This is a genomic window from Pseudomonas ficuserectae (genome assembly GCF_024584585.1).
Lineage (GTDB): Bacteria > Pseudomonadota > Gammaproteobacteria > Pseudomonadales > Pseudomonadaceae > Aquipseudomonas > Aquipseudomonas amygdali.
This window is the reverse complement of record NZ_CP085684.1, coordinates 825,808-850,645: the sequence shown is the minus strand read 5'-3', so window position 1 is coordinate 850,645 and position 24,838 is coordinate 825,808. Positions and strand designations below refer to the sequence as shown.

Genomic DNA, 24,838 nt, shown 5'->3' with positions numbered 1-24,838 from the left:
ATGTCTGAGCTCCAGCACGACCAGCATGAAGACGGCACCCTGCGTTTTCTGCCCAGTCGCTTGAACAACCAGCCCGTGGTGATCGGTGGTCTTACGGCAGACGAGATGTGGGTCACCGTATTTGGGTGTAGCGGGTTTGGATTTGTGATCGGTCTGCCGCTGGCTTTCATGATCACGCCATCCATGCCCGTGGTCTGCGCACTTATCGGAGGAACATTGGGGCTGCTCATCGCAGCTCGGGTCTTGCGACGTCTCAAACGCGGTCGACCGGAAACCTGGTTCTACCGCAAGTTGCAGTTGCAGCTCGCCACATTTGGCCCCGTGTCATTGAACAACGCCAATCTGGTCATCCAATCGGGCAACTGGACGTGCCGTCGGAGGACGCAACAATGAGCCGTTATTTAAAGCTGGCCGACTCACAACGTGCGCACATCACCAGTTTGAGGATGGCCATCGCCCTGCTGGCGCTCCTGGCCCTGGGGCTGGGTATCGGCTGGTATCGAGCACCGCAGAACATGACCATTCACGTTCCGCCCGACCTGCGTTCCGGCAGCACACGCCTTTGGTGGGACATCCCTCCTCAGTCGGTGTACGCCTTTGGCCTGTACATCTTTCAGCAAATGAACCGCTGGCCGGTCGACGGTGAACAGGATTATCAGACGAACATCACGCGCCTGGACGCTTACATTACACCGGCTTGCAAGCAATACCTGCAGAGCGATTTTGATCTGCGCAAGTCCAGCGGTGAGCTGCGCAAGCGTGTCCGCGGTGTCTACGAGATTCCCGGCCGAGGCTTTGGCGACTCGCCTGAACTGCGGACGGTGACCAACTCCATCGACGACTGGACGGTGACGCTCGACATCTCAGCCGACGAGTATTACGGCGGTCAGCTGGTCAAGCGTGCCCTCGCACGATACCCGCTTCACGTTGTACGCATGGACGTCGACCCTGAAACCAATCCCTTCGGCTTGGCATGGGACTGCTACAACGGCGCGCCACAACGCATCGAGGGCAACGTCGCAACTCCCGCAGCTCCATCGAAAGGAGTCTTCAAATGAGGATTTTGCGTGTACTCACGGGATCGGCATTACTGATGGTGTTGGTCGGCACTACACAAATCGCCTCGGCGGTCGAAATTCTCCGCTGGGAGCGTTTGCCGCTGGCCATTCCACTGCGCATCAATCAGGAACGCATCGTCTTCGTCGATCAGAATGTCCGAGTCGGGCTTCCGAGGTCTTTGACAGACAAGCTGCGCGTGCAGAGTACGGGCGGCGCGATCTACCTGTTTGCCAAGGATGCGATCGAGCCGACACGTCTCCAGCTGCAGAACGCCAAGACTGGTGAAATCATACTTGTCGACATCGCGGCTACAGAGGCCCCTACGGATCAACCGGCGCTGGAGCCGGTGAAGATTGTGGAAGGTGAGACATCATCCGCACGCTATGCAGGGGCTGCTACAGCACGCTCAGCCAAGGCCACTACAAAGCGCACGGATTCAACTAGCCGGTCGAACGATGAAGACGATGAGCCAGAGGACGTGGTCAAGCGGGAAACGCCTGTCCCAGTGGTTCTGACACGCTATGCCGCGCAGATGCTTTATGCACCGTTGCGCACCGTCGAGCCGGTGGACGGCATTGCCCCGGTGAAGATCGATCGCCGCCTGGATCTGACCACCCTGCTCCCCACTCTGCCTGTGAAGGCCACACCCTTGGGCGCTTGGCGTCTGGACGACTTCTGGGTAACTGCTGTCAAACTGCAAAACCAGACGGCGCAGCGCGTCACGCTCGACCCTCGGGAACTGATGGGTGAGTTCGCGACCGCAGCATTTCAGCACCCGTATCTCGGACCTCTTGGTGATGCCAGTGACACTACGACCTTGTACCTGGTCACGCGGGGACACGGGCTGACACAAGCGACCGTGTTCTCCGCCGCCCCCGCAGATCCGCGTGCAACCCGGGGAGCCAAGCATGAAGAGTAACCCGCTGCTCAAGTACCTGGTGGTTCCGCTTCTCCTGCTCACGGTGTTCATCGGCATCAAGATGATGAGAGGTGGACCCGAACAGCAGGCTGACAACGCACCAGCCCCAAAACTCACAGCGGAACAGGCCAAGGCTCTGGGTGTGGAAGGCGACACGCCGAGCGACACGCTGCGCACGGTCGTGGCTGAAGGGCGCGAACTCAAGCAGCAGATCACCGATGTGATGGCGCAGAACTCGGCCGTCAAGCAGGACAACGAGGCGCTCAAACAACGATTGGCGAACATCGATCAGACGGTAGAGCAGCGTCTGAAGAATGCCCAGGAGCAGTTCAAGCTCGACAGTCAGCAGCAACAGCAGAGCGTGCTGGATGGCTTGCGCAAACAGATGGATGAACTGACCCGGATGGGGCAGAACAGTGCCTCGAACTCGGACCTGCCCATCGGGCTCGGCGTTCAGCAAGGAGATGGCCAACAGTTCAAGTCCGACTCAAGCGGTTCAGACATCGTTTGGATCGATCCGCAGGACGCGACGGCCCTGGACAGCAACGGTAAACCGATCGCCGCTGGCACGAGCGTCTCTCCGAGCGGCTACAGTTTTCCTACGGCCTTCGGCGAGTCCGTAGACCGAGGCCAGAAAGCCCTGACGACAGGCGCTCAGTCTGTCCGCGATGACATGGGTGGCCAGCAACAGGAGCGTAAGAAGGTACGTCGTGCCTACACCCTGCCTCAGAACTCGACGCTGATGGGATCAGTGGCCATGTCAGCGTTGATTGGCCGGGTTCCCGTGGATGGGACGGTTAATGACCCCTACCCGTTCAAGGTGTTGATCGGTCCGGACAACCTGACGGCCAATGGCATCGATCTCCCAGACGTGGCCGGTGCCGTGGCCAGCGGTACAGCGTCCGGCGACTGGACCCTCTCATGCGTGCGGGGGCAGATCAAAAGCCTGACCTTCGTGTTCAACGATGGGACTGTCCGCACGTTACCCGCCCCAGCCCAGGGCGGTAATCAGCAGAATAATAACCAGAAGAACCAAAACAACTCTGGCGACCAACAACCCATCCAGGGTGGTCTGGGCTGGATCAGTGATCCCTACGGCATTCCGTGCATCGCCGGCGAGCGACGCAGCAATGCGCAGCAGTACATCGGTTCACAAGCCCTGATTACCGCAGCAGGTGCTGGAGCAGCCTCGTTGATCAAGACCGAGGGCAGCACCTCCTCTTACGTCTCGAACGCTTCTGGGACGCTGGGTAGCACCGGTTTGTCTGGTAACGAGGCGATGGGAAAGATCCTGACCCAAGGCGTCACGGATGTTTCGAGCTGGGTTAACAAACTCTACGGACAAGCGTTCGCGGCCATTTATGTCCTGCCTGGTGCGCAAGTCTCACTGCACATCGATCAGGAGCTGGAAATTGACTACGAACTCAAAGGCCGCAAGGTCAAATACGCCTCAGGAGCGAGCCATGCCACTGCCAACCTGGATTGATCAATTGGGGTCAGCGCGCAGCGCGCTGATGTTTTGCCTTCTCACGGCGGGCTTGCTGGCTGGATGCTCGACAAACAAAGAGCAAATGCTCCCGCATGGTCAAAACACCATGATGGATGTCTGGAACCAAGGGACGACCGGTTCGGCCGGGAGCGCTAGTGGCCGGCAATTGCTCGATGCACGCTCGGAGTTGCGCCGTCCAATCGATGTACGCGCTACCCAGCCCTTACAGGATAGCGCGGCCTACACCCGTACCGCTCAAAACGAGATCTATAGCCAGTTCAAGCGCCTGCCCAATCCGGACCTGGTCATGTACGTATTCCCTCACCTGGCGGGCTCCGATCCCGCGCCAGTACCGGGGTATACGACCGTATTTCCGCTGTATCAACGCGTGCAATACGCGATGCCCGGCGAGCGGGTGGAGGATTATTGATGGGACTTTTGAAGCGTTTGACAAAGCGTCGGGATCGAGGCACTGACACCGTGGTTGATACTCCAGTCGAGACGATCGCCGATCAGCTACGAGATGAGGCCCTCTTCGCACAGGCCAGAGAGCGTTATCTGGCTCGCCTGGCGGCTGAGGGCATACCAGAGCCTGGCGCGTGGCTAGATCCCAAGCGCAAACCTGCGACGGTCGACGATATCGAAGCCCTGTATGCCGTCAACCCGTCATTCGTCGACATGCTGCCCTGGACGGAGTACCTCCCTCAGGAGCAAGCGATGCTGCTCGAGGACGGCCAGTCACTGGCAGCATTCTATGAACTGACCCCCATAGGCACCGAAGGCCGGGACCCTGAGTGGTTACGCAAAGCGCGCGATGCTCTTGAAAATGCGCTGCAGGACAGTTTTGACGAACTGGATGAGTCGCCTTGGGTGGTGCAGTTCTACGCCAAGGATGAAACCAGTTGGGAAGATTATCTGGAGACGTTGCATGATTACGTCCAGCCTCGCGCTCAGGGTACGGCGTTTACAGAAATGTACCTGCAGCAATTCAAACATCACCTAGAGGCAATCTCCAAGCCGGGAGGTTTATTTGAAGACACCAAAGTGTCTCAACTGCCCTGGCGCGGCCAGCAACGCAGGGTTCGCATGGTCGTCTACCGGCGTTGCACCGGAGATGGACTGGTTCGTGGCCAGACGCCGTCGATGTACTTGAAAAACATTTGCGAGCGCCTGACGGGAGGACTGGCCAACGCGGGCATCAAAACCCGGCGCATGGATCGCCATGACATTCGTCACTGGCTGTTGCACTGGTTCAACCCGCATCCCGAACACTTGGGATCAAAGCGCCAGGACATCGATCGTTTCTTCGAAATCGTCAATAACCGCACGGTCGGACCACCAGAAGAGGGCACGCTGCCGCTGGCCAGCGGCGATGATTTCTCTCAGTGCCTGTTTTACAGCGAACCGCAATCGGATGCCAAGAAGGGTCTCTGGTACTTCGACTCGCGCCCTCATCGGGTCATCGTCCTCGATCGCTTACGCGATGCGCCAAAGACCGGGCACCTGACGGGTGAAAACCGTAAAGGCGGGGACGCGCTGCATGCCTTGTTCGACAAGTTGCCCGAGGACACAGTGCTCAACATCACGCTGGTGATCACTCCCCAGGATGTTCTGGAGGCCCACCTGGAAAAACTGGCACGTAAATCAGTCGGCGACAATCAAGCCTCCGCCCTGACCCGTGAAGCGGTCGACGAAGCCCGGAAACTGATCGGTCGAAAACACAAGCTGTACCGGGGCAACGTGGTTTTTTACTTGACCGGCAAGGATGAGCAACAACTGGAAAGTCGAAGCATGGAGCTTGCCAATGCCATGCTTAGCGCCGGTATGGAACCTGTCTATCCTCGTGATGAAGTCGCCCCTCTCAGCAGTTACCTGCGGTGGCTGCCCGCCAGTTTTGATGTGAACAAGAAACATGCTTTGGACTGGTACACGCAGATGATGCTCGCCCAGCATGTCGCGAACCTTTCGCCGATATGGGGGCGTGCCAGCGGCACGGGCAACCCCGGCATAACCCTGTTCAACAGGGGCGGTGCACCGCTGACGTTCGACCCATTCAACAAGCTTGATCGGCAGATGAATGCCCATCTGCTCCTGTTTGGCCCGACAGGTTCAGGTAAGTCAGCCACGGCCAACAATTTGCTGATGCAGTTAATCGCCATCTACAGGCCGCGCCTGTTCATCATTGAAGCCGGTAATAGTTTCGGCCTACTGGGAGATTTTGCCCAAAAGCTTGGGCTGACGGTCAACCGGCTCAAGTTGGCGCCAGGGTCGGGCGTGAGTCTGGCCCCCTTCACTGATGCCATTCGCCTGGTGTCAACACCTGACAAAGTCACGATCCTGGATGCCGATGACATTGAAGGATCCGATGAGCATCTGCAAACAATGCCTGAACAGGGCGAAGAGGAGCGTGATGTTTTGGGCGAAATGGAGATCGTGGCCAGACTCATGATCACCGGCGGCGAAGAGAGAGAAGAGGCTCGACTCACTCGCGCAGACCGCAGCGCCATTAGGCACTGCATTCTGACGGCAGCCAGAACATGCTTTGACGCTGAACGAGCAGTCAAGACGGAGGATGTGCGTGATGCGCTGAGTGACGCTGGCAAGGACACCACCCTTCCGGAAAAGCGCCGAGAACGCATGTTCGAGATGGCTGAAGCCATGGACATGTTCTGCATGGGGGCTGACGGTGAGATGTTCAACCGGGAGGGTACGCCTTGGCCTGAGGCCGACATCACAATCCTGGACTTGGCCACCTACGCCCGCGAGGGGTATAACGCCCAACTGTCGGTCGCCTACATCTCGCTGATCAACACCGTGAACAACATTGCAGAACGGGACCAATTCAAGGGGCGTCCGATCGTCAACTTCACTGACGAAGGTCACATCATTACGAAAAACCCCCTTCTCTCGCCCTACGTCATCAAGATCACCAAGATGTGGCGAAAACTCGGTGCCTGGTTCTGGCTTGCCACTCAGAACATCGACGACCTTCCGTCAGCAGCAGCACCGATGCTTAACATGATCGAGTGGTGGATCTGCCTGAACATGCCACCGGATGAAGTGGAGAAAATCACCACGTTCCGTAAGCTGACGCCAGCGCAAAAGTCACTGATGCTGTCAGCCCGTAAAGAGAGCGGAAAGTATACTGAAGGGGTTGTGCTTTCCAAATCGATGGAGGTTTTGTTTCGAGCCGTGCCCCCAAGCCTGCTCCTGGCATTGGCCATGACTGAGCCGGAAGAAAAAAAACAGCGGTACGATCTAATGCAGTCGTTAGGGGTAGACGAGCTGGGAGCCGCAATGGCGATCGCACACGACCTCGACCGCCTTCGCGGGATTGAACCGACAACCATTACATTCCCCTCTTCACCCTTGGAGAACCTGGCATGAGAGCCATGGATGCCCTGACTCAAAATCTGATCGACAGCCTGACTCAACTGCTCAAAAACCCACAGGAAGATGCTCTGCTGGCCTTGAAAATTTGCGCACCGGTCCTGATCGAACACCTGGAAGTCGTGAAACATGTAGCGGTTGATCGTCGAGAGATCCAGTCCCAACTGCACAAAGCGCTTGACCAGTGGCTTGAGCATCACCCACAGCCTGAAAGCGCGCAGAAGGCTCTTCTGACGTTGCTGAATCAGGAGTTACTGGCCAAACAGTTCATCGATAAAGAGGCCTCCGCATGATGCGCCCCACACGTCGCCAGATGCTGTACGGCATCGGTGCGGCAGCTTTGGCTCTCACACCTTTTCTGCTGGCAGAACTGAGGCAGAACACGCTTGGCGTCTCAGGTGGCCCCTTGGAGCAGGCAGTCGATCAGCAGAAGCAAAGTGGCGGATGGGTTTACGGGAGCCGTAGTGCCCGATTCACCATCGTCGAGTATGCAGATCTGGAATGCCCGTACTGCAAAGATTACTTCCCACGGCTCAAAGCATGGATTGATCAGCATCCAGACGTGAACCTGCAGTGGCACCATCTCCCTCTTCCCATGCACGAGCCGGCCGCGAGCTATGAAGCTCGCTGGGCTGAGTGCGCAGGGATTGAGCGCGGCAATGACGCTTTCTGGCTCGCCGTCGAACTCATTTATCAACGTACTCGGTCGAACGGTGCTGGAACTGCTGGCAATCCGCAGATCCCGGGGCTTGAGGATCGACAGCACTATATTGATAACTGCGCTTCGAGTAACCCGGCTGTCCGACAGACTGTTGTTAGCCAGGCGCACAAGGCCAGCCAGGACGGCATCACTGCCACACCGACGTTGGTCATCAAGGATAAAGTCTCTGGACGATCGATCAAGCTGCAGGGAGCACCTGACGGTAACGTGCTGCTTTCCGCAATAGACTGGCTGGCTGCTGGTTCAGTTGCCGGTGGCGACAAATGAGCGCTCAGGTTTTGAAGCGCGAGGTACTGGTCAGTTCTCGCCACCCGGCTCTTTATCTAGTTTACTGGAGCTTCGTCTGGAACCGCGACTGCAGCTCCCTGATATTATAGCTACTGATTGTTAATGCCGGACTGACCCACGTACTGACGCAAAACTATCCCATCTCCATATCGGCAGTAGGCGCAATGGTTTGCAGGGCGTCCGACTGAGTCAGCGACATCTCGGCAACAGGGTCAATTCGACCTCAGCGTCAACAGGGTAAGCGGCTGTAAGCGCCGCCAAGGATCACTGTCAACCCAAGAGGATTGGTATGGAACCCTTTGAACCGATCAGAGATTTTTTTCACCGTCGGCATGCTCACCACCTGGATAAGATATTCCCTTTTGTACGGCTGTTATTGCTGGAAACGGCTAGCCACAGGACCTACGCTTGTTACCCCTCACCTTTTATTAAAATGGCGATCATGGTCAATGCCCTTGAAGTCGGTGAAATAAGCTACACAATCAGCCCACTCCAGGATCGACTGTTCGTTTACGGAATTGAGATCTCACGCGAGTACAAGCGTCGCGGCTACGGATTGGCCGCCTTGTGGAGACTTCACCGAATGCACAGTCTGCCGATCGTTCCGGTCTCCATTATCAGTAGCAATGAAGCCCACCGTTTTTGGCATCGCTCACGCCAGATTCTTAGCGCCGCAGGTGCGTTAATCCAGCCTGACATACACCGAGGCCATGTCTACCAGGAACAGCAGAGCTGGAAGCACTTGATACCGGAGTCGTCGATTGATCGGTCTATCCGTGAACACGAAGAATGGATGGCTCGGGAGGCCATAGCGAACCGAAATGCGGCAACCTAATGGTGGCCGCCACGAGCCTCAAGTCCGTTGGCTGTTCCATTGTTGCGCAGTGATACCGGTTTCAGCGAGGATTACGGGTAGCCTCGGGTAGCCTACAGAGGAGGCCACAGAATTCGGAAAAATCGGTAAGCTCCACGCTGTTATGAAATCAGCTTAACGCACTATAAAGTCCGTTTTCTGATGTGCCCCCTCGTTGCAGTCTTCTGTGCCCCTTCAGTGGCCTTAGCTGACCAAACGAGCTGTTTGGGGGTCGTAGGCCACATCAGTAATCGATCCATCCCGAATACGCCCAACCGCTTCGTCAATCACCTGAAGCGGCACCAGGAACCACTCCCTCGGTTTCACCGGATGGCCGAAGCGGTCTTCTATGGTCAAGTCGAGCTGTGCTGCACCGAACACGCGATGGAAGATGTTTTCTAACCTGGTGCGGTTCAGGTTGTGAAGCTTGTAGGTTGCGACTACCTCCACGTCGGCTAACAGATAAGTGGCATCTTTTTCCGCGCCTGCGATGCGCGCCTCCACCTTGCCGCCGGTCACGCCGATCTTGTGTATCAGCTCGCGGTGCTCGGCGACGAAGGGGTGACTAGACAGGCTGCGCAGCACATAAATGGTTCCGCTTTCAATATCGTCAGGTTCCGGCGCATTACCAAAAAGCGGCCCCATGTCTGGGTCGGTCAGGCGACGGCCGGTGTCGTCCTTGTACAATGCTCGTTGTAGTGAGCGGCGCAGTAAATTGCTTTCCGTGCCGTTGGCGTAGATGACCCGCAGGCGAGCATCGCTTTCGCCATTGGGAGCTTTGATGGTTTCGCCGATTTCCGCCACATAGGCTAGCTGCCCACCCACGATGAAGTAGTTCCCGATTTCAATGCTGGTATCGCGTCCAAAACGCAGGGTTTTGCGAACGCCAGACTTTAGATCCCGCTCCACTTGCTCGAACAGAGGTTGGAACTGGTCAAAGTCCGCACACGGCGTACGGTCGGCTATTTCCTCGGCTGCGCGCTTTTCAGTGCTAGAACGTACATGGCGCAGCACGGTGATATCGTTCTGGTCGGCGGGCTCATCGCCAACACCCAGCTCGGCCAGTAAGGCGTCTTCGTCCATATCATCCATGTCAGTGGAGGCCGCTGCGGCAACAGATAGCAGGCCGGAGCCATCCAGCCCGGCCAGCAGGGTCTGTGCTTCTGGCAACTTGCGTAGCTGATCCAGGCGCACTGCGTAGAGGCGCTCGAAGATGTCGCCATCCTCGCCATGCAGCGGAGCGCGTCCATGGTTCTGATGAAAGCGCAGAATGTCCTCGAAGCCGGCGATGATACGTTCCTCGCGTGGAGTTCGGCTTGCGGCCTTGAGCGGTTTGACTTCTACGCCCAGAGCGTCAAGCAGTTCGTCATCGTTCATATCAGCCATTGCGGGAGTCTCCCGACGCCTGTGCCGCCTTGGCTTGAGCACGGTAACGTGCCAGCGCGGCCACGCCTTCAGCCATTCGTTTTTCCCATGCATCGGCGGAATTTATGTCTGGCAGACGACCGCGCTCGTTCTTGAACTGCAACGCGCGTTTTGCCAACTCGCGAGCTTCGTCTTCGGGGAGACTCACTTTCTTGGCCGCAATGCTGGCTTGCACTTGGCGCAGTGATTTCTCATCCATCGCTATCGCCAGCACCGCATAGGCGGCATCGAAGGGGTTGATGCGGTCGATCAGGTCAATGTCCAGGTCGCGCACGTTAACGAACTTGCGTACACCATCCAGTAATGCCGTACTGCCTTGAGGCATGCCGTCGTCGTTAGCATCGGCTTGTGCCAAGGCCAACTTGGCCTGCTGGGTAATGTTCATGGCTGCGATGGCGTGCTGGCGGATGGCTTCCTGGTCGGCCTCGCTCAAGTCCGGGTAACGCTCGCGCACGATCTTGCCCATACGCAACTGGGTCAGCTCTTCGGGCAGGGTGTTGTCCTTATCGAACAGGCCGCGCTCCAGCACGGTTTTATCCTGCAAAAAATTGGTGACGACTTCGTTCAGGTCTTCCTTACAAATGCGAGTGGCCTCCCTGCTTTGCGGCGTGGTCAGCCCATTGATCTCCACATGAATCTGGCAGGTGTCTTTGTTTACGCCGACGTTGTGGCCGTCGCTTTTGTAGCCTTCTTCACCGTAATCGAAGCCCTCTTTCGGACCAGTGTGTTTGGGGGTGAACTCATAGCGAGGGGCTAGCACCTGCTCCATCAGCAGGCTGGCGGAAATGGCTTTGAGCATGTCGTTCACCGCCTCAGCCACAGCGGCTTGTTCAGCCGCGGGCTCCGCGATCAGGTTGGTAAAGCGCGATCGTTCCTTGCCCTCGGCATCACGGGTAGCGCGGCCAATGATCTGCACGATTTCGGTCAGGCTGCTACGGTAGCCAATGGTCAGTGCATGTTCGCACCAGATCCAGTCAAAGCCTTCTTTCGCCATGCCGAGCGCGATGATGACATCCACGTTGTCACGGTTATCCTTCTGCGCCGGATCTTTCAACGCAGCGAGTACTCTGGTTCGCTTGGCCGGATCGCTGTCATCCACCAAGTCAGCCACCCTCAGTGTGCGGCCATCATTTGCCTTGATTAGATGGAAGCCCGTGGCCAGATCTACCCCTTGCCAATCCCCCAGCGCGCTCATGATTTCATTGACCTCGCGCTCCTTGTCCTTGAGGCTTTCGCGGGCGTTCACATTGGGAATATGGATGATGGTTTTCAGTGCCGGGTCCAACACCTTGACGACGGCATCAACGTAGCGGCCTGTATAGAAGAAGTAGCCGATATCCAGCGACTTGAGCCAGCGGTAGCCGTTGAGCTGCTCATAGTAGGTGTAGGTAACCGTCTCAAACTTGGCTTCATCCGCCGGGCCCAGCACCGCTTCGCTATCGCCACGGAAGTAGGAGCCAGTCATGGCAACCAGATGCACCTTGTCGCGGGTGATGAAGGTGCCCAGTTGGCTCCCCAGTTTGTTATCTGGGTTGGAAGAAACGTGGTGGAATTCGTCGATAGCGATCAGACGGTTATCGAAAGCTTCAATACCTAATTCTTCCACGGCAAAGCGAAAGGTGGCATGGGTGCATACCAGCACTTTGTCAATGCTGCCCAGGAAAGCGCGTACGGCATCTACCTTGGATTTGGCCATGCGTGGCTCATCGATGCCTGGGGCATTACATAGGTTCCACTGTGGGGCCACCTGCCAGTCCCAATTGAAGCCATGTTGACTCAGCGGTTCATCAGCAAAGCTTCCTCCGATTGAGCGCTCTGGTACTACTACAATAGCCTGCTGCAGGCCCTGGTTATTCAGCTTGTCTAGCGCGATAAACATCAGGGCGCGGGATTTCCCTGATGCGGGGGGCGATTTGATCAGCAGGTACTGCTCGCCGCGCTTGGCATAGGCGCGCTCCTGCATGGCGCGCATGCCAAACGCGTTTGCCTTGCTGGATGCGCCGGTACGCGCGGTGGTGATTGACACCGACGGCACGGTGTAGGCATTGGTCGGATTGCTGGCTGGTTCCGTCAAGTTTTCACTCCCTTTTTTGCTTTGGGTGCAGCTTTGGCCGCATCCACCGTCATCTTGGTGTAAAGGTCAAACAATTTTTCCAGCCGCTCGGTGTCGTTTTTGAAGCGGCGGCCGATGTAGATGCGCTCCAGCACTTCGTCATTGCGCTCGTGAGCGTGGCGTAAGTTGTCCGGCATAGTGTCCGGGTTGTAAAGGTCGGCGATGGTGGCGGGGAAATGTACTTCGCGGGCCAGCAGGATCGCCTCGGCGCAGGCTGTCAGGTCGGCCTTGTTCTGCTCGGTGAGCAGCGGCACGGGGAAGGTGTTCCAGCCTAAGGTATTGGAGTAGCGAAAGTCGGTTTTGAGTTTACCGCAAACCGTGCCCACCCATACTAAATGGAGGCGTGATGAGAGTAGTGCCAACAAAAAACCATCGTCTTGGTAGATCACCAGCGACGGAGCCATGGCAACAGCCGCTGCTTCGTAAACGTCGCACGGGTAGTAATTACGATTCTCGGATGATAGCTGGGCGATAATGATTTTTCGGCACGCTATAAAGCGAGATTCGTCAAAGCGATGGGGGGTTTCAGCCAATTCCTGTGTGGCCTTTTTAGTGCTTGACGCTCGCATTGTGGCAACAGCTCGTAGTCGCTCTTCGACGCCAGGCATCCTAGAGGCCTGATCGAGTTCATCGTCAGGGATCACAAGTGCGTACCGAAGTACGCCACGGATGAGTTCTTGCCCCCCTACTAATTTTCCGAGAAAACGTTGTGCGCCAGGCACACTGCTCAATAACTGGTGCCGCTCTTCTGCCGAAAGTACAAGGTTTCCGCCATCGGTCAACTTATCTCCCGAAAGCATTTCGGCTAAGCCCGCTAATTGCGTGTCCCTTGCTTTCACGATCACATCAGGGGCGTTAACCAGATATGGCTTCGCAGCATCTTGACGCCCCGATGTTTGACAGGCTCGACCCCTCGAAAAAACTGCTATTGGACACCGTTCCCTTGACAATGCTTGACTGTCAAACCTTTTGCGCAGGATTGACACAACGCGAAGGAACGCCAAGGCAAGATTGACGGAAATCCCATCGAGAATTTTCTAGAAACTCATACTGAGATTGACATAACCCTTAAGGGCAAATTGCATTGGTGCTGACCTTCGTTTGCATCCGATTTGACCAATGCACGCCGAAAAATTGACCGCCAGTGAACGGCTAAAAGCACAATTTCTACCTGCCTTCCATCGGCGCGAGGATTGCAACCATGCAACTTTAGGTGCTCCAATTATTGAGCGACAATCAACCGGCAAAGCTGTCCACGTGATCAGATGAACCCTCGCAAACTCAACTGCCAGAATCATGGCAATTTCGCCAGCGCCCCGGACGGGATTCAAAATTTTAATATGGACGTAGAAGAGTTAATAGAAAAGGCTAGAGATCAACGTAGACGCGACCGATATGAGGAGGCAGTCATTTCTGCCAAAGCCGCCACGGTCCAGGATCCTGACAATGCTGATGGCTGGTGGCTTTTGGCTCTCAACAATATTTCCCTAGGCAGGAAAGAGGCAGCCCTAGAAGCCCTCAAAGGAACCAACGACAAAGCCCCATACTTTGCCCAAGCGTGGGCAAAGCGGGGCAGCTTGGAGCTTGAACTGGGAGCTTCTAAGGAAGCAGAAAGCTCGCTCGAAATGGCACTTGACTGTGACAGCGATGAGATTGAAGCGCTACGAGGTCTTGCGCACATCTACGGGCAAAACAACGCCACGGAGAAGCGAGCGGAAGAAATCCGCGTACTCACCAAGCTCGATGAACTTGAGGGTCTCAATTCCTGGGACCTGAATCGATTAGGTATTCTCCATTTCCTTAACAAGCATGGCTTTGATGCCATCAAATACTGGTCGCGCAACGCGCACCAAAGCGATGATACCGCGTCGTTGTTCAACCTTGGCCTCGCCTACAACATGGATGACGTCTCCCAAGACGTTGATGCTGTCGACTGTTGGCGCTCAGTCATGCGCAGAGACGTGTCTCACGAAAAGGCGCCAGACTGCATCCAATCTGTCAAGACTCGACTCTTGGAGTTGGCTTGCAAGGTTCAGTCTTCCCGAAAGTCACTCTGCCAGCCGGAAGATCAGTGGTACTCGATCTACATCAACCCTTTCCAGCTCCTGAATTGCCCGAACGACTTCGATTTCGGTGATCTTGAACCCAAGGTTGTCCAGAAATGGAAAAAGACGTTACTTCAGGAAATTGAGCTTGAGGAGGGAAAACTACATTGGATGCCTGGGATAACTGTCGATCGTTCAAAGGCGATTGAGTTAGCGGAAAAGCTGTCCAACATAGAGGTCGCTTCCCATAACTGGGAAGTATATAAGTGCAAGCCTCTTCTGGAGTTTCTGTCCAAAGGCGATATCAACCATTTCCTTCTGGACGAAGAATGGTCGCCCCTCGATTTTATCGAACGCGTGAGTGTTTCCGAAGAGCTCAGGGAGTGGTTAAGCGAGCCATTTGCAGCGCAGTACGACCGCATCTTTAGCAAGGCCGTTGCCGCCAGGGATGTTCCCGTCATTGAAGCATTGCTCGATGGTCGTCGCTGGGTCATGCCCTCCTATGCCGATCGCTGCTTTGAAAACGCATTACGAGAGGCGGATTCCATATTAATCCCGCTACGGGAGCTCAAAAATCGGGCAGAGGCCATTAAAGTAACTGTCGAGCAGATCAAGGAGGTTCTGGAGACGCATAAGATCATCAGCATCCTTAATCTGCTGCCACCCTACTTCCGCAATTTGCAAAATGAAGCGGTAAATTTGGTCAGAAGCATTGCCATTGATGCGCACAACGTTCATGAAGACTCGGAACTCTCTTTGGCGATTATTGAGCAAAGTAAAGAGTTTTCCTTCAAATCGATTGAGCTCACACAGCGCTTGAAAGAAGACTTCGAAGCAATCTCGGAGATGATCAAAAAGCAACGAGAGCACGAGTCTCACTTGAGCTTCGGGAATGCTCGCCACTGGAAAGTTACGAAGGAAGGAGTTTCCGATAACGGTGACCTGTGCCCAGCAAATGAGATCCGAGCCCTACGCTGGGGAATCATGGTCGAGCAAGATGGCTCACACAACTACCTATTCTCCGCTAAGCGACGGACTGGCAAGGAGTACATGCTCGCATGGACATCTTCCGACCGCGACAAACAGGATGAGCTGTTCGAAAAGCTCGTCAATGCCGCATTCCACTACATCATTCCAGACTTGATGGAAAACCTCCTCGGCGAGTTAAAGCGTGGCGGAACCCTGACAATCGGTCCGGTCCAGGTCACCCAATCTGGCATGAGCTTCGATTCAAAATGGCTGGTTTTCACCAGCCAAAATAAAGTGCCTTGGGATCGGGTAGATATCGTGCTTCACAATGGCTCAGCCATAGTAGTAGACAAGCTCAGAGGAAAAAAGTCTCCCCCTATCAGCTTACGTGACGTTCCAAACGCCATGATGCTCCGCTTATTTCCAATGTCATTCAACCGCGATTAAGGATAGTCATGGCCATTTCCCCGCCAATTGAAATACACCGCTGGACTCTTGTTGTACTGAACAGCCTTTATGAAATAGAACGCAAGCTGGAAGTTCACGGCGACCTTGGGCACGCTAAACGCAACGTTGACCGAATCAAAGCGGAATTCGAACAGCATGAGTCCTTGGTGATCGAGGATCCGCTGGGACAGCCCTTCAAGGAGACACGCACTGACCTCGAAGCCACCATCGTCGGCGCAGGCACCGAGAACCTGATAGTGACCGAGGTCATCAAGCCTGTGATTCGACTGGTAAATGGCCCGGTCTCACGGGTCGTGCAAAAAGGGATCGTTGTAGTACAGAGCAAGGAGGAGGCATCACAATGACAAAGATGATCAATTTCGGGATTGACCTGGGAACCAGTAACTCGCTCATCGCCAAATTTGACAAAGGATCAGTCGAGGTATTCAAGAACCCCAACGGCTTCAAGGAAACGCTCCCGTCGATCGTAGGCTTCCGAAATGACCGGATCATGGTCGGTGATCAGGCTCGCACGTATGCCGAAAAGGACCCGAAGAGCGTTGCCAGTCGCTTCAAGCGAAAAATGGGCACTACAGAAACCATCAAGATTCAGTCACTGAAGGCATCCAAGACTCCGGTCGAGCTTTCTGCTTTTGTTCTCAAGGAGCTAAAGGAATTCGTACATTCCGGCGAAGCAGTCGAAGCTGCGGTAATCACCATACCCGCCTCGTTTGATACCGTGCAGTCAAACGCCACCAAGGACGCAGGAATTTCAGCCGGCTTCAAGCACGTGGTCCTGCTCCAAGAGCCGATCGCAGCCAGTTTGGCGTATGCGAACAAGGAAAAGAATGATGACCTTCGGAACAGCCAGTGGATTGTTTATGACTTGGGCGGCGGCACCTTTGACGTAGCGTTGGTCAAGATTGTCGAAGGCGAATTAACGGTGGTTGATCACGAAGGTGACAACTATTTAGGTGGATCTGACTTTGACTCGATGATCGTTGAGAAGATTCTGGTTCCGGAGATCAACCGCCGCGGAAAGTTCGAGGACCTTCTCGCCCAAATGAAAAGCGAGAAAGGCAAATACAACAAGCTTTGGACTGTCTTGCTACACAAGGCGGAGGAAGCCAAGATCGAATTGAGCACCAAGGCATCGGCGGAAATCGATCTGGGCATGATTCGTGATCTTGAGGATGACGAGGGTAATGCCATTGACACCATCCTGACCATCACTCGCTCTGAGTTCGAAAGTGTCATCAAGGACGCGGTGGACGGCACTGTCGATATGATGAAAAAGATACTGACGCGTCACTCCCTGCAATCGAGCGATCTCAAGTTCATCTTGATGGTTGGTGGCTCGACCTACAGCCCCTACGTTCGCAAGCGCGTCGAGGAGATGATGAGCATACCGGTCAATACATCGATTGATCCGACCAGCGCGATTGCCATCGGAGCTGCTTACTTTGCGGGCAGCAAGGAATTCAAGCCGGAAGGCGCTGCACCAAAAGCCCCCATGAATTCACAGATTAAGTTTCGTGCTGTTTACAACCGCAACTCCCAGGAAAGCGAAGAAACCTTTACCGCCAAGGTTGAGGGAAATACCGCCGACCTGTTCTATCGGATCTCAAATGACGACGGCTTTGATAGTGGTCTGAAGCCCCTCACGACCCGCATCGCTGAAGATCTGCCGCTGCGCGAAGGATTCTTCAATCGGTTCACTTTCAAAATTCTTGACGGCCAATCCAACATCATCGATGTCGGCTTTGACTCGATCCAGATTGCACAGGGTCGCTACAGCGTCGCCGGCCAAATGCTTCCAGAAGACATTTGCCTAGTTAGGGACGATCTTTCCACCAAGGACACACGACTCGACCTGATTTTTGCAAAAAACTGCGTACTACCTACTAAAGGGAAGCGTACCGTTGAGATCGCCAAGACCATCGTCAAAGGCTCTCGTGACGCCATCGTCACCATCATGGTCGTTGAAGGACCATCCGAAAAACATTCATCGACCAATAAGCCGATTGGAATATTGGCCATCACCGGTGAGCAAATCAGCCGTGACCTTCTTCGCGGCACAGAGGTGGATCTGACCTTCGAAATGTCAGAGTCCCGAGATTTGACGGTGTCAGCATACCTGAACGGTACGGGACAGGAGTTCTCTCAGGTCTTCAAGGGCCAGGCCCGCCACGTCGATACCCGCTTGTTGGCCACCGAGGTGCTTCAGCTCGAAACGAAGATCCAGTCCGAGATTGAGGACGCGCAGGCGAACAACAACCATGATGGCGCAGCTAAGTTGGAGAAACTGAATGACGAAATCCAGTCGCTTATCGTTGAGAGCGCATCGCTTTCTAGCGACGACGTGACCGACGATCGCTTCAAGCTCGAAGACAAGAAGTGCAAGATTGCTCAAGGGATTTTTGAGTTGACAGCATCCAAGCGGATCGATGCTGCAAAAGCAAACTATCTCAAGGTCAAGTCCGATACGGCCTCCATAGTTCAAGAGTCGGGCAACGATCGCGAGCGGCATCATCTGAAGGAAATCCTGGCGCGAGAGGAGTTGCATATCCACTCAACCAACCCAGAGCGTATCGACGCTGCGACGAGCGAATTACAGCGACTTCACTTCCAAATCCTAGCTCGCCAGCCCGACTTCCTAGTCGGTATGTTCCAGCACCTGGAAGAGATACGGCCCACCATGAACGATCAAGCGCAGGCCAAGCAACTGATCGACCATGGACGCCGGCTAGTTGCGACCAAGAACTGGGACGATTTGCGTGACGTAAATGGTCAATTGTGGATGCTTGTTCCGGATACCGAGCGCGCAGAGGAAGACGTGCGCCTCTATACTGGTATCGTTTAAGCACGCCGTTTGCGACGGGTCTTCACCGACCCGTCGCCCCGCCACGAGGCCGACTCACCGATGAAAACTAAGCATCGGCCAACCCATATCATGGCACTATGCTATGGATCAACCGGTGCCGCCGTGTTTCAAACAGGCACAAGTGCAAACCAATTGATCCAGACATACTTTAAAACAAACGGCAGACTGCGCTCAACGGGTAATCCATATCAATAAATTACTACCCCATACTTCGGTTGCTTCGACCTACTTGTTTTAGAGAGTTTCTTTGGCGCTCTGACAGTTCCAACTCCCTAACACGCTCCCACAATTGAATATTCTGCGCAAGCACCCGATCGCGTTGCGTTTGGGCGATTGAAAGCTCGCGCCCCAATAGCATTAACTTATCTTCAAGGCGCTGAATTTTTTTCCCGCTTGAGGATCCTCCGCCGTTATTAGCTTTCGCACGACATGCCTCAATTTTTGCCAATATTGGTAAGTGGGCTCTTCTCGACTTTTTCAAGTAGCCTCGGTCGAAGCCGGCTTCCAAACTAACAATGCTGGCCGTGAGCTTCGAGAAATCCAATCCCACATGCACCGCCACTACAGGTTTGCCATCCAAAAGACGCTGCAAAGCGTCCTCGCACGCTATCAGACCGCTGCTCGTAGGTTCCATTAACGCTCCACTCTGTTGATCTGACGCGCCTTAAAGTAAGACAACCGCTCAAGATCGCCCTTTGTGATTTGATACTCGCCAGTATTATCTGCATACCCAGCCAGCTCGGCAGTTGTAACTTGAATAGCATCATCGACCAGTTCAGGCTTAATTATCGCGCCCTCACAAGAGAGACACTCAGTAAAATCACCTAGCATAAAGGAGTCGCATCGTCCGACTTTTGTACACCCGCCTAAGAGTGTGTCTCGATAGCTAATACTCCCACTCTTTACCTGAACAACAGTTTCAGCCCGCACATCCTCTACACATACCTCGCCTTTTTCTACGCGAGTCTTTTGTTTCTCCATATAGGATCCAGTACCGCCAAATAAGGGGTCATCTCTAAATAGCACATCAGATAGAAGTTGATTCGCAACAGCCATGGGAATTCCCATTTGAAATTCCAAAGCAACGTGAGAAGGAGGCAATACAAACTCTTTCCTTCCAGGATCGTAGTAACCAAAAATTGTCCTGAGGTTTTCGAAACCATTGCTGTAATACCGAGACATTTCAATGGTCATATGTTTGTACTGTGACTTCAGACTGGGCAATGAGACAAACCCGCTATTGCTTGCATAAAATGCCAATGAACGGCGAAATTGATGACTGGTCAAAGGCCAGGATTGTCCAACTCCAAATTTAGACTCGTGATAAAAGTCGCGCTTAGTGTCGGTTTGAGACAACTCCTGCAAGTCAGACGATTCAATTACAAAAGATTTGAAAGCTGCAAGCCTCACATTTGAAGCAGTTAAGCTACCAACTCCAACCTCGGCTCCCTTATGCTTTAGGATAGACGGATTGAGAAATAAGGGACAGTTCGGGCCCGTTGCGATCTTGTACAATTTTGCAAGACCGCGACAGATGGCCTGTGCGATCTTCACTGCCTTGACGACATCACTTGGCGCAAACCACGACTCTGCTTTTCTGTAACCGGTAAATTTGGTCGTAGTAGAAAGTATGCTTACTGCTCTCGTCCGATCACGCACCACGCCGATATCGTCAACGGTTTCCTTTATATATATCTGCTCTGCAAGACAATTATACGGCATACGCAGCACTTCCTGATCGCGCATTCCAGTATATAGGTGAATAACCTGCTTTAACGCATACTGCATTTTTAGCAGTGACGAACTAAAATATCTTTTATGCTCACACAAAAATTCACCAGAAAAAACATCAGCCAATCCATGATGCTCAAGCGCATCAATCATAGCTGGCCTAAAGTAGGTTTTACCGCCAAACCCTGCCGCACTCTGAGTTGAGAAATTAAGCCCGTAATATTTATCATCAAACTTAGCTATGAATGATTCGAAACGACCTATACCAACGTGCATCTGATCTAATAGATCGGCCAAGCCATTTATCATCCCCAAATAAATCCGAGTAGGAATTACCGGGTGTTGATGGTAGCTACCCCTATCAAATTTAAGATCACCGCTATTAACTACTCGATAACCTAGGCGGTCCTCACCAACGAGAATCAACCCCCTAAGGATGCTGGAAACCAACCTAGCGATCAAGCAACTATCTTTATTATCCTCAAGGAATGCAGCTAAATAAATGGGGGTAGTTAGTAACTGCCGCAAAGTAAGCGAGCCAACGGCTGGTTTTTCCTTTTGTCGATCACAGAATTTAATAGCTGCACGAATTACAAACCAATAGTTTACTACTGTTCCAACGCTGAGCTTGCCGGCTCGCCCACCACCCACAAAATAGATCAGGCAGTAAATCACATACTTCGCCTCATCAATTAGCGAATACTGTTCAGAGCCATTAAACTCAAAAACCGTTTCAAAATAAAACTTATTGACCTTTTTCGAACTGAGCCTATAAGGATTAAAATCCCAAACCTGTTCTTTATAAACAGCTGTTGGAGCGCCGCTATTGTCGCGGCACAAGACAAAATCTGGGTTCGGTACAAAGGCACTAGTAATCAGGGCTTTATCCGGAGCAAAACTACCCAATCGTTCAGCACCAACAAAAAGACTACTTACGGCTGCCAAACTCAAAATACAACCCCCATTTTCTCAAAACGCTGCAAACGCCTTTCCCAAAATGGTGTTAGTACACCAAGTTCGAAAACTTTTTCTCTCGTCTCTGCAACCATTTTAGCTGTAACTTCAGAGCGAGCCGCGATTGCATCCAAAACAAATTCGATCCTGATACATAAATCTTTATATAAAGACTCTGCATGACTGCTATCACCCGCCGTATCACGCACAACGTTAATCACATAATGTAGACTAAGGACTTTATGAATATCTTCCTGATCAGAGTGACAAATATAGTGTGCGCAATACAAGCAGCCATATTGAGTTCGACAATTCGGTTCAATCACCACCGTTCCAGCATCGCATACTGCCCTCGGCAAATTGAAGACCTCGCAATGGCCGGATGCCGTGGAAGTCCCTGCTTTTAGCGCAGCTTCACTTCGTTCACGCACCATCTGCGCGGCGTGGCGCACAGACTCCCAATATGTGCCAAATTCCGTTTCCTGCTGCTCGATAGTCGCTTCAGAGTACACCGCCAAATTAACCGCTTTGGTATGGTTTAGTGACTGAGCTACAACCTCTGGATCGAAGCGTGCCGAGTGCTCGGTATTACTTTTATGTTTGCGAACTTTCCGTGACGTTATGTTGGGAAACGTCGGATCCAAAAAAACTCCCGAGATAGAACTGTAAAATGTTTGCATTGCGGTAGCCGCATAAAATCTGGAAAATACTCGACCAAATTCACCACCTTTACTACTAACAGTAAAAAACAAACTATCAACGTACTGGCCATCAAGAACCCATTCGCGAAGCTTCAGATACTCCTTGAGAATATGTAGCCCTTCTTTGCGGCCAATGACATAGCCTGCTTTCTTTCCCCCCGCGCGAAATTTAATTGCTACCAGTTCTTTTTTTAGCGAAGAACTTGCTAACTCCAGAGCATCCTCATATTTAAATTGCTCTAGTTCTGTGGGGGAGGCACCGGTTATAAGCAACATCAGGGCTGCATAGGCTTTCGCTGCCAGAACAGCCATTAGAATCCGATCATAACAACGTCGATTCGTATTAGCAGCATCAAAATTAACTTGCACTTTTTTAAGGTCAAACTTGATGTTGCCCAGGTTAACATCCCGCCTTTTTTCCACAAGACGCGAAAAATACTCATCGATAGTAGAAATACGCCGGGCGTCAGCATTATAACAAGCGGCGCATTGAGTGAATGGGCCGGACGTACCCGACTTCGAAGGAAATCGCACTACCTCATAATCTCTTATTTTCACCACGCACGGATAATGCTCATTTTTAAGGAGGAACTCGCTATAGCGACGGCCAATGGCCAAGCAAGCATCCTTAAACATTTGTACATCCGACACCCTCGGCGGTCTAGTAGAACTCCTTTCGGGAGAAATCAATACCGCACAACGTATGACGTATTTATAATCTTCTGGCAGTTGTAACTCTATAAGTTTCTGGAACGCCTTTTGAAGGGCATTCGCATGCCTAGAAGAAAACCTCTCCTTTAGAAGCAATTCATTCAGATAGTCAGTATATCCCACATATGCACTAGACGCTTGGTCAGCATCGCTGAATACTTCCATATATCCATTTTCATTCAACCAATTAACAACACCCTCAAACAACCTAAAGCGAAGTAAAACTGTTGTACCTCGAAAACCCAAAAAATAATCTAGCAGATTTATAATCAGCTTGCGGCGGCTTTTGACCAATGATGATTCCATTACCGGAATACCTTTATCTGAGTCAAGTCCGAATCCAGCGATCTTCCCGCGATTGCAATAGGCAAAACTTCCAATATCTAATGGAGATTTACGCCCTCCCGCTTCAGCGAGTTGCAAGCGCAGGCGCTCTGGGCGCAAAAACTCCGTGCCAATCTGTTCTAGCGTGATGATATCCGTGTCCCGCTGCACCATTTCTACTTCTTTATCCATCTTGTGGATCCAGCCCCAGATCAGCATAACTATTAAAAAAAAGCTTTGCCTCATAAAACTCTTGAGCAACTAGTTTCTTAGGCAGCATCTTGAATAGCTGAAGATAGTGCTCCGTCATTTCTCTCGAAACGTGGTGCATACGTTCCCTAATAAAATCAATGTCGTTCCCCGGCTGCATAATGCCGGCTTCAATGAACTCTTGCAGGCGCTGATATAGCTGGAACGCGAAAGTTGCACGCAACCAGTGATACGTAAAATCTTTTGGAAATATATGAGATACTTTCTGTAGCAGCTTGCGCTTGATAGTGTCCGTCACTTGGCCTGTAGGACGGGATTTTACAACCGGGTAACGCGGATCGTCTTTCGCCATGTAATAGCATCCGCCTTGGTCGGAGAGGAAGATATACATATCATCATCACTCATGAAAAAGCCGGGGTATTGTGTTGCCAGATGCACGCGCAACTTGGCTCGCCGCTCCTTCATCATAGAGCTGTTTGCGAGCACCAGCAATTCCTCTGCAAGCTGCTTTGGCACATGCAACCGCTGACTGCGATCCTTCTTAGTATCAATTCCCGTACCAGGGCCCGCATGCAAAAGATAAGTGCCATCGCCTTGTAATTTATCCGGCGTAAAATTCTTCAAATGCTTAATACGCATGGTCAAAACAGTCTGCTTGCGCGCCCCCGTGATTAACGCAGTAAGTAGGATAACGCGCTCCAAGGCCGACCATTCTTTACCTTTCAAAATCCCCATAAACTCCGCCAGTTCGGTATTCGAGAGCGGCCGGAGGTCTTCACCGTCCTCTCGCACATAGCCTATTGATACAAAACTGGCGGGCGCCTTCGACTTGGTCTGGCTGCGTTTCTCAGCCGAAAGCATTTTGGCCGCTCCGTAGGAATTTTTTACAAGAAACTTAATTTCCTTGACCGTATCGACTCGCTGCATATCAATATCGTGCCAATTACAACTTACGAACCTGTAAAAATTAAACACAACGCCTGTATATTGATTTATTACAGCCGCACTACGTTTCCCGCCATTAATTAAACTGGCAAAATATTTATATGTGGGCCTCAGCGCTGGACGACGGCCTGAAAAGTCTAGCCAATCAAGCCCTTCTTCCTCACAGAAGATCAGATAGTCTAGTAGCTTGCTGGCCCGACGACGAATTTCGTCGGTAGGCCTATTAGTTAATGTTTTGTCTTCAACCAAGTACCGAAGGTAAGAATTAGCTTCAAACCACGGCTTGCCGGTATTGTGAAATAGGAAAGGACAATTGTAGATATCACCTGAACCGCTTAATGCGCCAAATTCATTGACCTGATGAAGCACCTTGGAAGTAGCGCCTTCAAGCGTCGACTCAATGGATCCGCGAGGCTTTTCAGTGACATGCAAACTGGCGAAGGCATCCCGCACATGGGGGATCAGCACCAGGCGACCTTCGTGACGCGGATTGGAGTAGGACATGACTCAACCTCAGAGGAATGAGTCAATCTTATAGGTTATGTGTTGAATGTAATCCCTACTTGTCAATATTTTTCTTGTTAAGCGATTCAACCCAAGGGTCCAACTTATGGAATAGATTGATGTTGTCTGCCTCCGCCTGAATGAGTCCACTCGCG

Annotated in this window: 19 protein-coding genes; 12 read left to right on the top strand and 7 right to left on the bottom strand. The window is 52.8% G+C overall.

From position 1 onward, the window contains the following. The 9 genes from LJU29_RS03820 to LJU29_RS03780 all read left to right on the top strand — a co-directional run bounded on the left by LJU29_RS03820 (position 1) and on the right by LJU29_RS03780 (position 8,701). Positions 1-393 (top strand): TIGR03750 family conjugal transfer protein, encoded by a 393-nt coding sequence (locus tag LJU29_RS03820; protein WP_004663515.1) that lies wholly within the window; start codon positions 1-3, stop codon positions 391-393. Beyond that, a complete protein-coding gene (locus LJU29_RS03815; RefSeq protein WP_004663513.1) occupies positions 390-1,058 on the top strand; it encodes a PFL_4703 family integrating conjugative element protein in 669 nt (222 codons plus the stop codon). The genes LJU29_RS03820 and LJU29_RS03815 overlap by 4 nt, the downstream gene beginning before the upstream one ends. Then, positions 1,055-1,978 (top strand): TIGR03749 family integrating conjugative element protein, encoded by a 924-nt coding sequence (locus LJU29_RS03810; protein ID WP_257111676.1) that lies wholly within the window; start codon positions 1,055-1,057, stop codon positions 1,976-1,978. Before LJU29_RS03815 ends, LJU29_RS03810 begins: the two co-directional genes overlap by 4 nt. Next, complete coding sequence (locus tag LJU29_RS03805) at positions 1,968-3,464, top strand: TIGR03752 family integrating conjugative element protein (protein WP_257111675.1); 1,497 nt, start codon at positions 1,968-1,970, stop codon at positions 3,462-3,464. The genes LJU29_RS03810 and LJU29_RS03805 overlap by 11 nt, the downstream gene beginning before the upstream one ends. After that, entirely contained in the window at positions 3,442-3,897 is a 456-nt protein-coding gene (locus LJU29_RS03800) for a TIGR03751 family conjugal transfer lipoprotein (RefSeq protein ID WP_257111674.1), read from the top strand. The genes LJU29_RS03805 and LJU29_RS03800 overlap by 23 nt, the downstream gene beginning before the upstream one ends. After that, positions 3,897-6,854, top strand: a complete 2,958-nt coding sequence (locus LJU29_RS03795; protein ID WP_257111673.1) for a conjugative transfer ATPase — start codon at positions 3,897-3,899, stop codon at positions 6,852-6,854. The genes LJU29_RS03800 and LJU29_RS03795 overlap by 1 nt, the downstream gene beginning before the upstream one ends. Next, entirely contained in the window at positions 6,851-7,150 is a 300-nt protein-coding gene (locus LJU29_RS03790) for a hypothetical protein (protein ID WP_057453723.1), read from the top strand. Before LJU29_RS03795 ends, LJU29_RS03790 begins: the two co-directional genes overlap by 4 nt. Then, positions 7,147-7,845 (top strand): DsbA family protein, encoded by a 699-nt coding sequence (locus tag LJU29_RS03785; RefSeq protein ID WP_257111672.1) that lies wholly within the window; start codon positions 7,147-7,149, stop codon positions 7,843-7,845. The genes LJU29_RS03790 and LJU29_RS03785 overlap by 4 nt, the downstream gene beginning before the upstream one ends. Before the next feature lie 310 nt (positions 7,846-8,155). Beyond that, positions 8,156-8,701, top strand: coding sequence for a hypothetical protein (locus tag LJU29_RS03780; RefSeq protein ID WP_007247268.1), 546 nt, complete (start codon positions 8,156-8,158; stop codon positions 8,699-8,701). A 222-nt stretch (positions 8,702-8,923) separates the two neighbouring features. Here LJU29_RS03780 and LJU29_RS03775 read toward each other — a convergent pair whose 3' ends face one another. From LJU29_RS03775 to LJU29_RS03765, 3 genes are read right to left on the bottom strand one after another with little or no spacing between them, the layout of a single operon-like run. Further along, entirely contained in the window at positions 8,924-10,105 is a 1,182-nt protein-coding gene (locus LJU29_RS03775; protein ID WP_019740128.1) for a GIY-YIG nuclease family protein, read from the bottom strand. Further along, the gene (locus tag LJU29_RS03770; RefSeq protein WP_019740127.1) at positions 10,098-12,218 is read right to left on the bottom strand and encodes a DEAD/DEAH box helicase; all 2,121 of its coding nucleotides are present in this window, start codon (positions 12,216-12,218) and stop codon (positions 10,098-10,100) included. Before LJU29_RS03770 ends, LJU29_RS03775 begins: the two co-directional genes overlap by 8 nt. Then, positions 12,215-13,102 (bottom strand): type IIL restriction-modification enzyme MmeI, encoded by an 888-nt coding sequence (locus LJU29_RS03765; protein WP_306459388.1) that lies wholly within the window; start codon positions 13,100-13,102, stop codon positions 12,215-12,217. Before LJU29_RS03765 ends, LJU29_RS03770 begins: the two co-directional genes overlap by 4 nt. Positions 13,103-13,522: 420 nt before the next feature. Here LJU29_RS03765 and LJU29_RS03760 point away from each other — a divergent pair, with 420 nt between their 5' ends. Genes LJU29_RS03760 through LJU29_RS03750 form a run of 3 tightly spaced genes read left to right on the top strand, consistent with a single transcriptional unit; the run spans position 13,523 to position 18,581 of the window. Next, a complete protein-coding gene (locus LJU29_RS03760) occupies positions 13,523-15,718 on the top strand; it encodes a tetratricopeptide repeat protein (RefSeq protein WP_257111670.1) in 2,196 nt (731 codons plus the stop codon). 8 nt (positions 15,719-15,726) lie between these two features. After that, positions 15,727-16,083, top strand: a complete 357-nt coding sequence (locus tag LJU29_RS03755) for a hypothetical protein (RefSeq protein WP_257111669.1) — start codon at positions 15,727-15,729, stop codon at positions 16,081-16,083. Next, positions 16,080-18,581 carry an Hsp70 family protein gene (locus LJU29_RS03750; protein WP_257111668.1) on the top strand — a complete coding sequence of 834 codons (2,502 nt, stop codon included), beginning with the start codon at positions 16,080-16,082 and terminating at the stop codon, positions 18,579-18,581. Before LJU29_RS03755 ends, LJU29_RS03750 begins: the two co-directional genes overlap by 4 nt. A gap of 220 nt (positions 18,582-18,801) precedes the next feature. Here LJU29_RS03750 and LJU29_RS03745 read toward each other — a convergent pair whose 3' ends face one another. From LJU29_RS03745 to LJU29_RS03730, 4 genes are read right to left on the bottom strand one after another with little or no spacing between them, the layout of a single operon-like run. Then, a complete protein-coding gene (locus LJU29_RS03745) occupies positions 18,802-19,236 on the bottom strand; it encodes a hypothetical protein (RefSeq protein ID WP_257111667.1) in 435 nt (144 codons plus the stop codon). Further along, positions 19,236-21,284 (bottom strand): integrase, encoded by a 2,049-nt coding sequence (locus LJU29_RS03740; protein WP_257111666.1) that lies wholly within the window; start codon positions 21,282-21,284, stop codon positions 19,236-19,238. Before LJU29_RS03740 ends, LJU29_RS03745 begins: the two co-directional genes overlap by 1 nt. Further along, positions 21,281-23,215: a hypothetical protein gene (locus tag LJU29_RS03735; protein WP_257111665.1), complete on the bottom strand. Its 1,935-nt coding sequence runs from the start codon at positions 23,213-23,215 to the stop codon at positions 21,281-21,283. Before LJU29_RS03735 ends, LJU29_RS03740 begins: the two co-directional genes overlap by 4 nt. Further along, positions 23,208-24,683, bottom strand: coding sequence for a site-specific integrase (locus tag LJU29_RS03730; protein ID WP_257111664.1), 1,476 nt, complete (start codon positions 24,681-24,683; stop codon positions 23,208-23,210). The genes LJU29_RS03735 and LJU29_RS03730 overlap by 8 nt, the downstream gene beginning before the upstream one ends. Positions 24,684-24,838 lie beyond the last annotated feature (155 nt).

Excerpts from the sequence above, each read along its gene's own strand:
- LJU29_RS03780 (WP_007247268.1), top strand. The coding sequence starts at position 8,156 with ATGGAACCCTTTGAACCGATCAGAGATTTTTTTCACCGTCGGCATGCT.
- LJU29_RS03800 (WP_257111674.1), top strand. The coding sequence starts at position 3,442 with ATGCCACTGCCAACCTGGATTGATCAATTGGGGTCAGCGCGCAGCGCG.
- LJU29_RS03760 (WP_257111670.1), top strand. The coding sequence starts at position 13,523 with ATGAACCCTCGCAAACTCAACTGCCAGAATCATGGCAATTTCGCCAGC.
- LJU29_RS03775 (WP_019740128.1), bottom strand. The coding sequence starts at position 10,105 with ATGGCTGATATGAACGATGACGAACTGCTTGACGCTCTGGGCGTAGAA.
- LJU29_RS03795 (WP_257111673.1), top strand. The coding sequence starts at position 3,897 with ATGGGACTTTTGAAGCGTTTGACAAAGCGTCGGGATCGAGGCACTGAC.
- LJU29_RS03785 (WP_257111672.1), top strand. The coding sequence starts at position 7,147 with ATGATGCGCCCCACACGTCGCCAGATGCTGTACGGCATCGGTGCGGCA.
- LJU29_RS03810 (WP_257111676.1), top strand. The coding sequence starts at position 1,055 with ATGAGGATTTTGCGTGTACTCACGGGATCGGCATTACTGATGGTGTTG.
- LJU29_RS03745 (WP_257111667.1), bottom strand. The coding sequence starts at position 19,236 with ATGGAACCTACGAGCAGCGGTCTGATAGCGTGCGAGGACGCTTTGCAG.
- LJU29_RS03815 (WP_004663513.1), top strand. The coding sequence starts at position 390 with ATGAGCCGTTATTTAAAGCTGGCCGACTCACAACGTGCGCACATCACC.
- LJU29_RS03805 (WP_257111675.1), top strand. The coding sequence starts at position 1,968 with ATGAAGAGTAACCCGCTGCTCAAGTACCTGGTGGTTCCGCTTCTCCTG.
- LJU29_RS03735 (WP_257111665.1), bottom strand. The coding sequence starts at position 23,215 with ATGGATAAAGAAGTAGAAATGGTGCAGCGGGACACGGATATCATCACG.
- LJU29_RS03755 (WP_257111669.1), top strand. The coding sequence starts at position 15,727 with ATGGCCATTTCCCCGCCAATTGAAATACACCGCTGGACTCTTGTTGTA.
- LJU29_RS03750 (WP_257111668.1), top strand. The coding sequence starts at position 16,080 with ATGACAAAGATGATCAATTTCGGGATTGACCTGGGAACCAGTAACTCG.
- LJU29_RS03730 (WP_257111664.1), bottom strand. The coding sequence starts at position 24,683 with ATGTCCTACTCCAATCCGCGTCACGAAGGTCGCCTGGTGCTGATCCCC.
- LJU29_RS03790 (WP_057453723.1), top strand. The coding sequence starts at position 6,851 with ATGAGAGCCATGGATGCCCTGACTCAAAATCTGATCGACAGCCTGACT.
- LJU29_RS03820 (WP_004663515.1), top strand. The coding sequence starts at position 1 with ATGTCTGAGCTCCAGCACGACCAGCATGAAGACGGCACCCTGCGTTTT.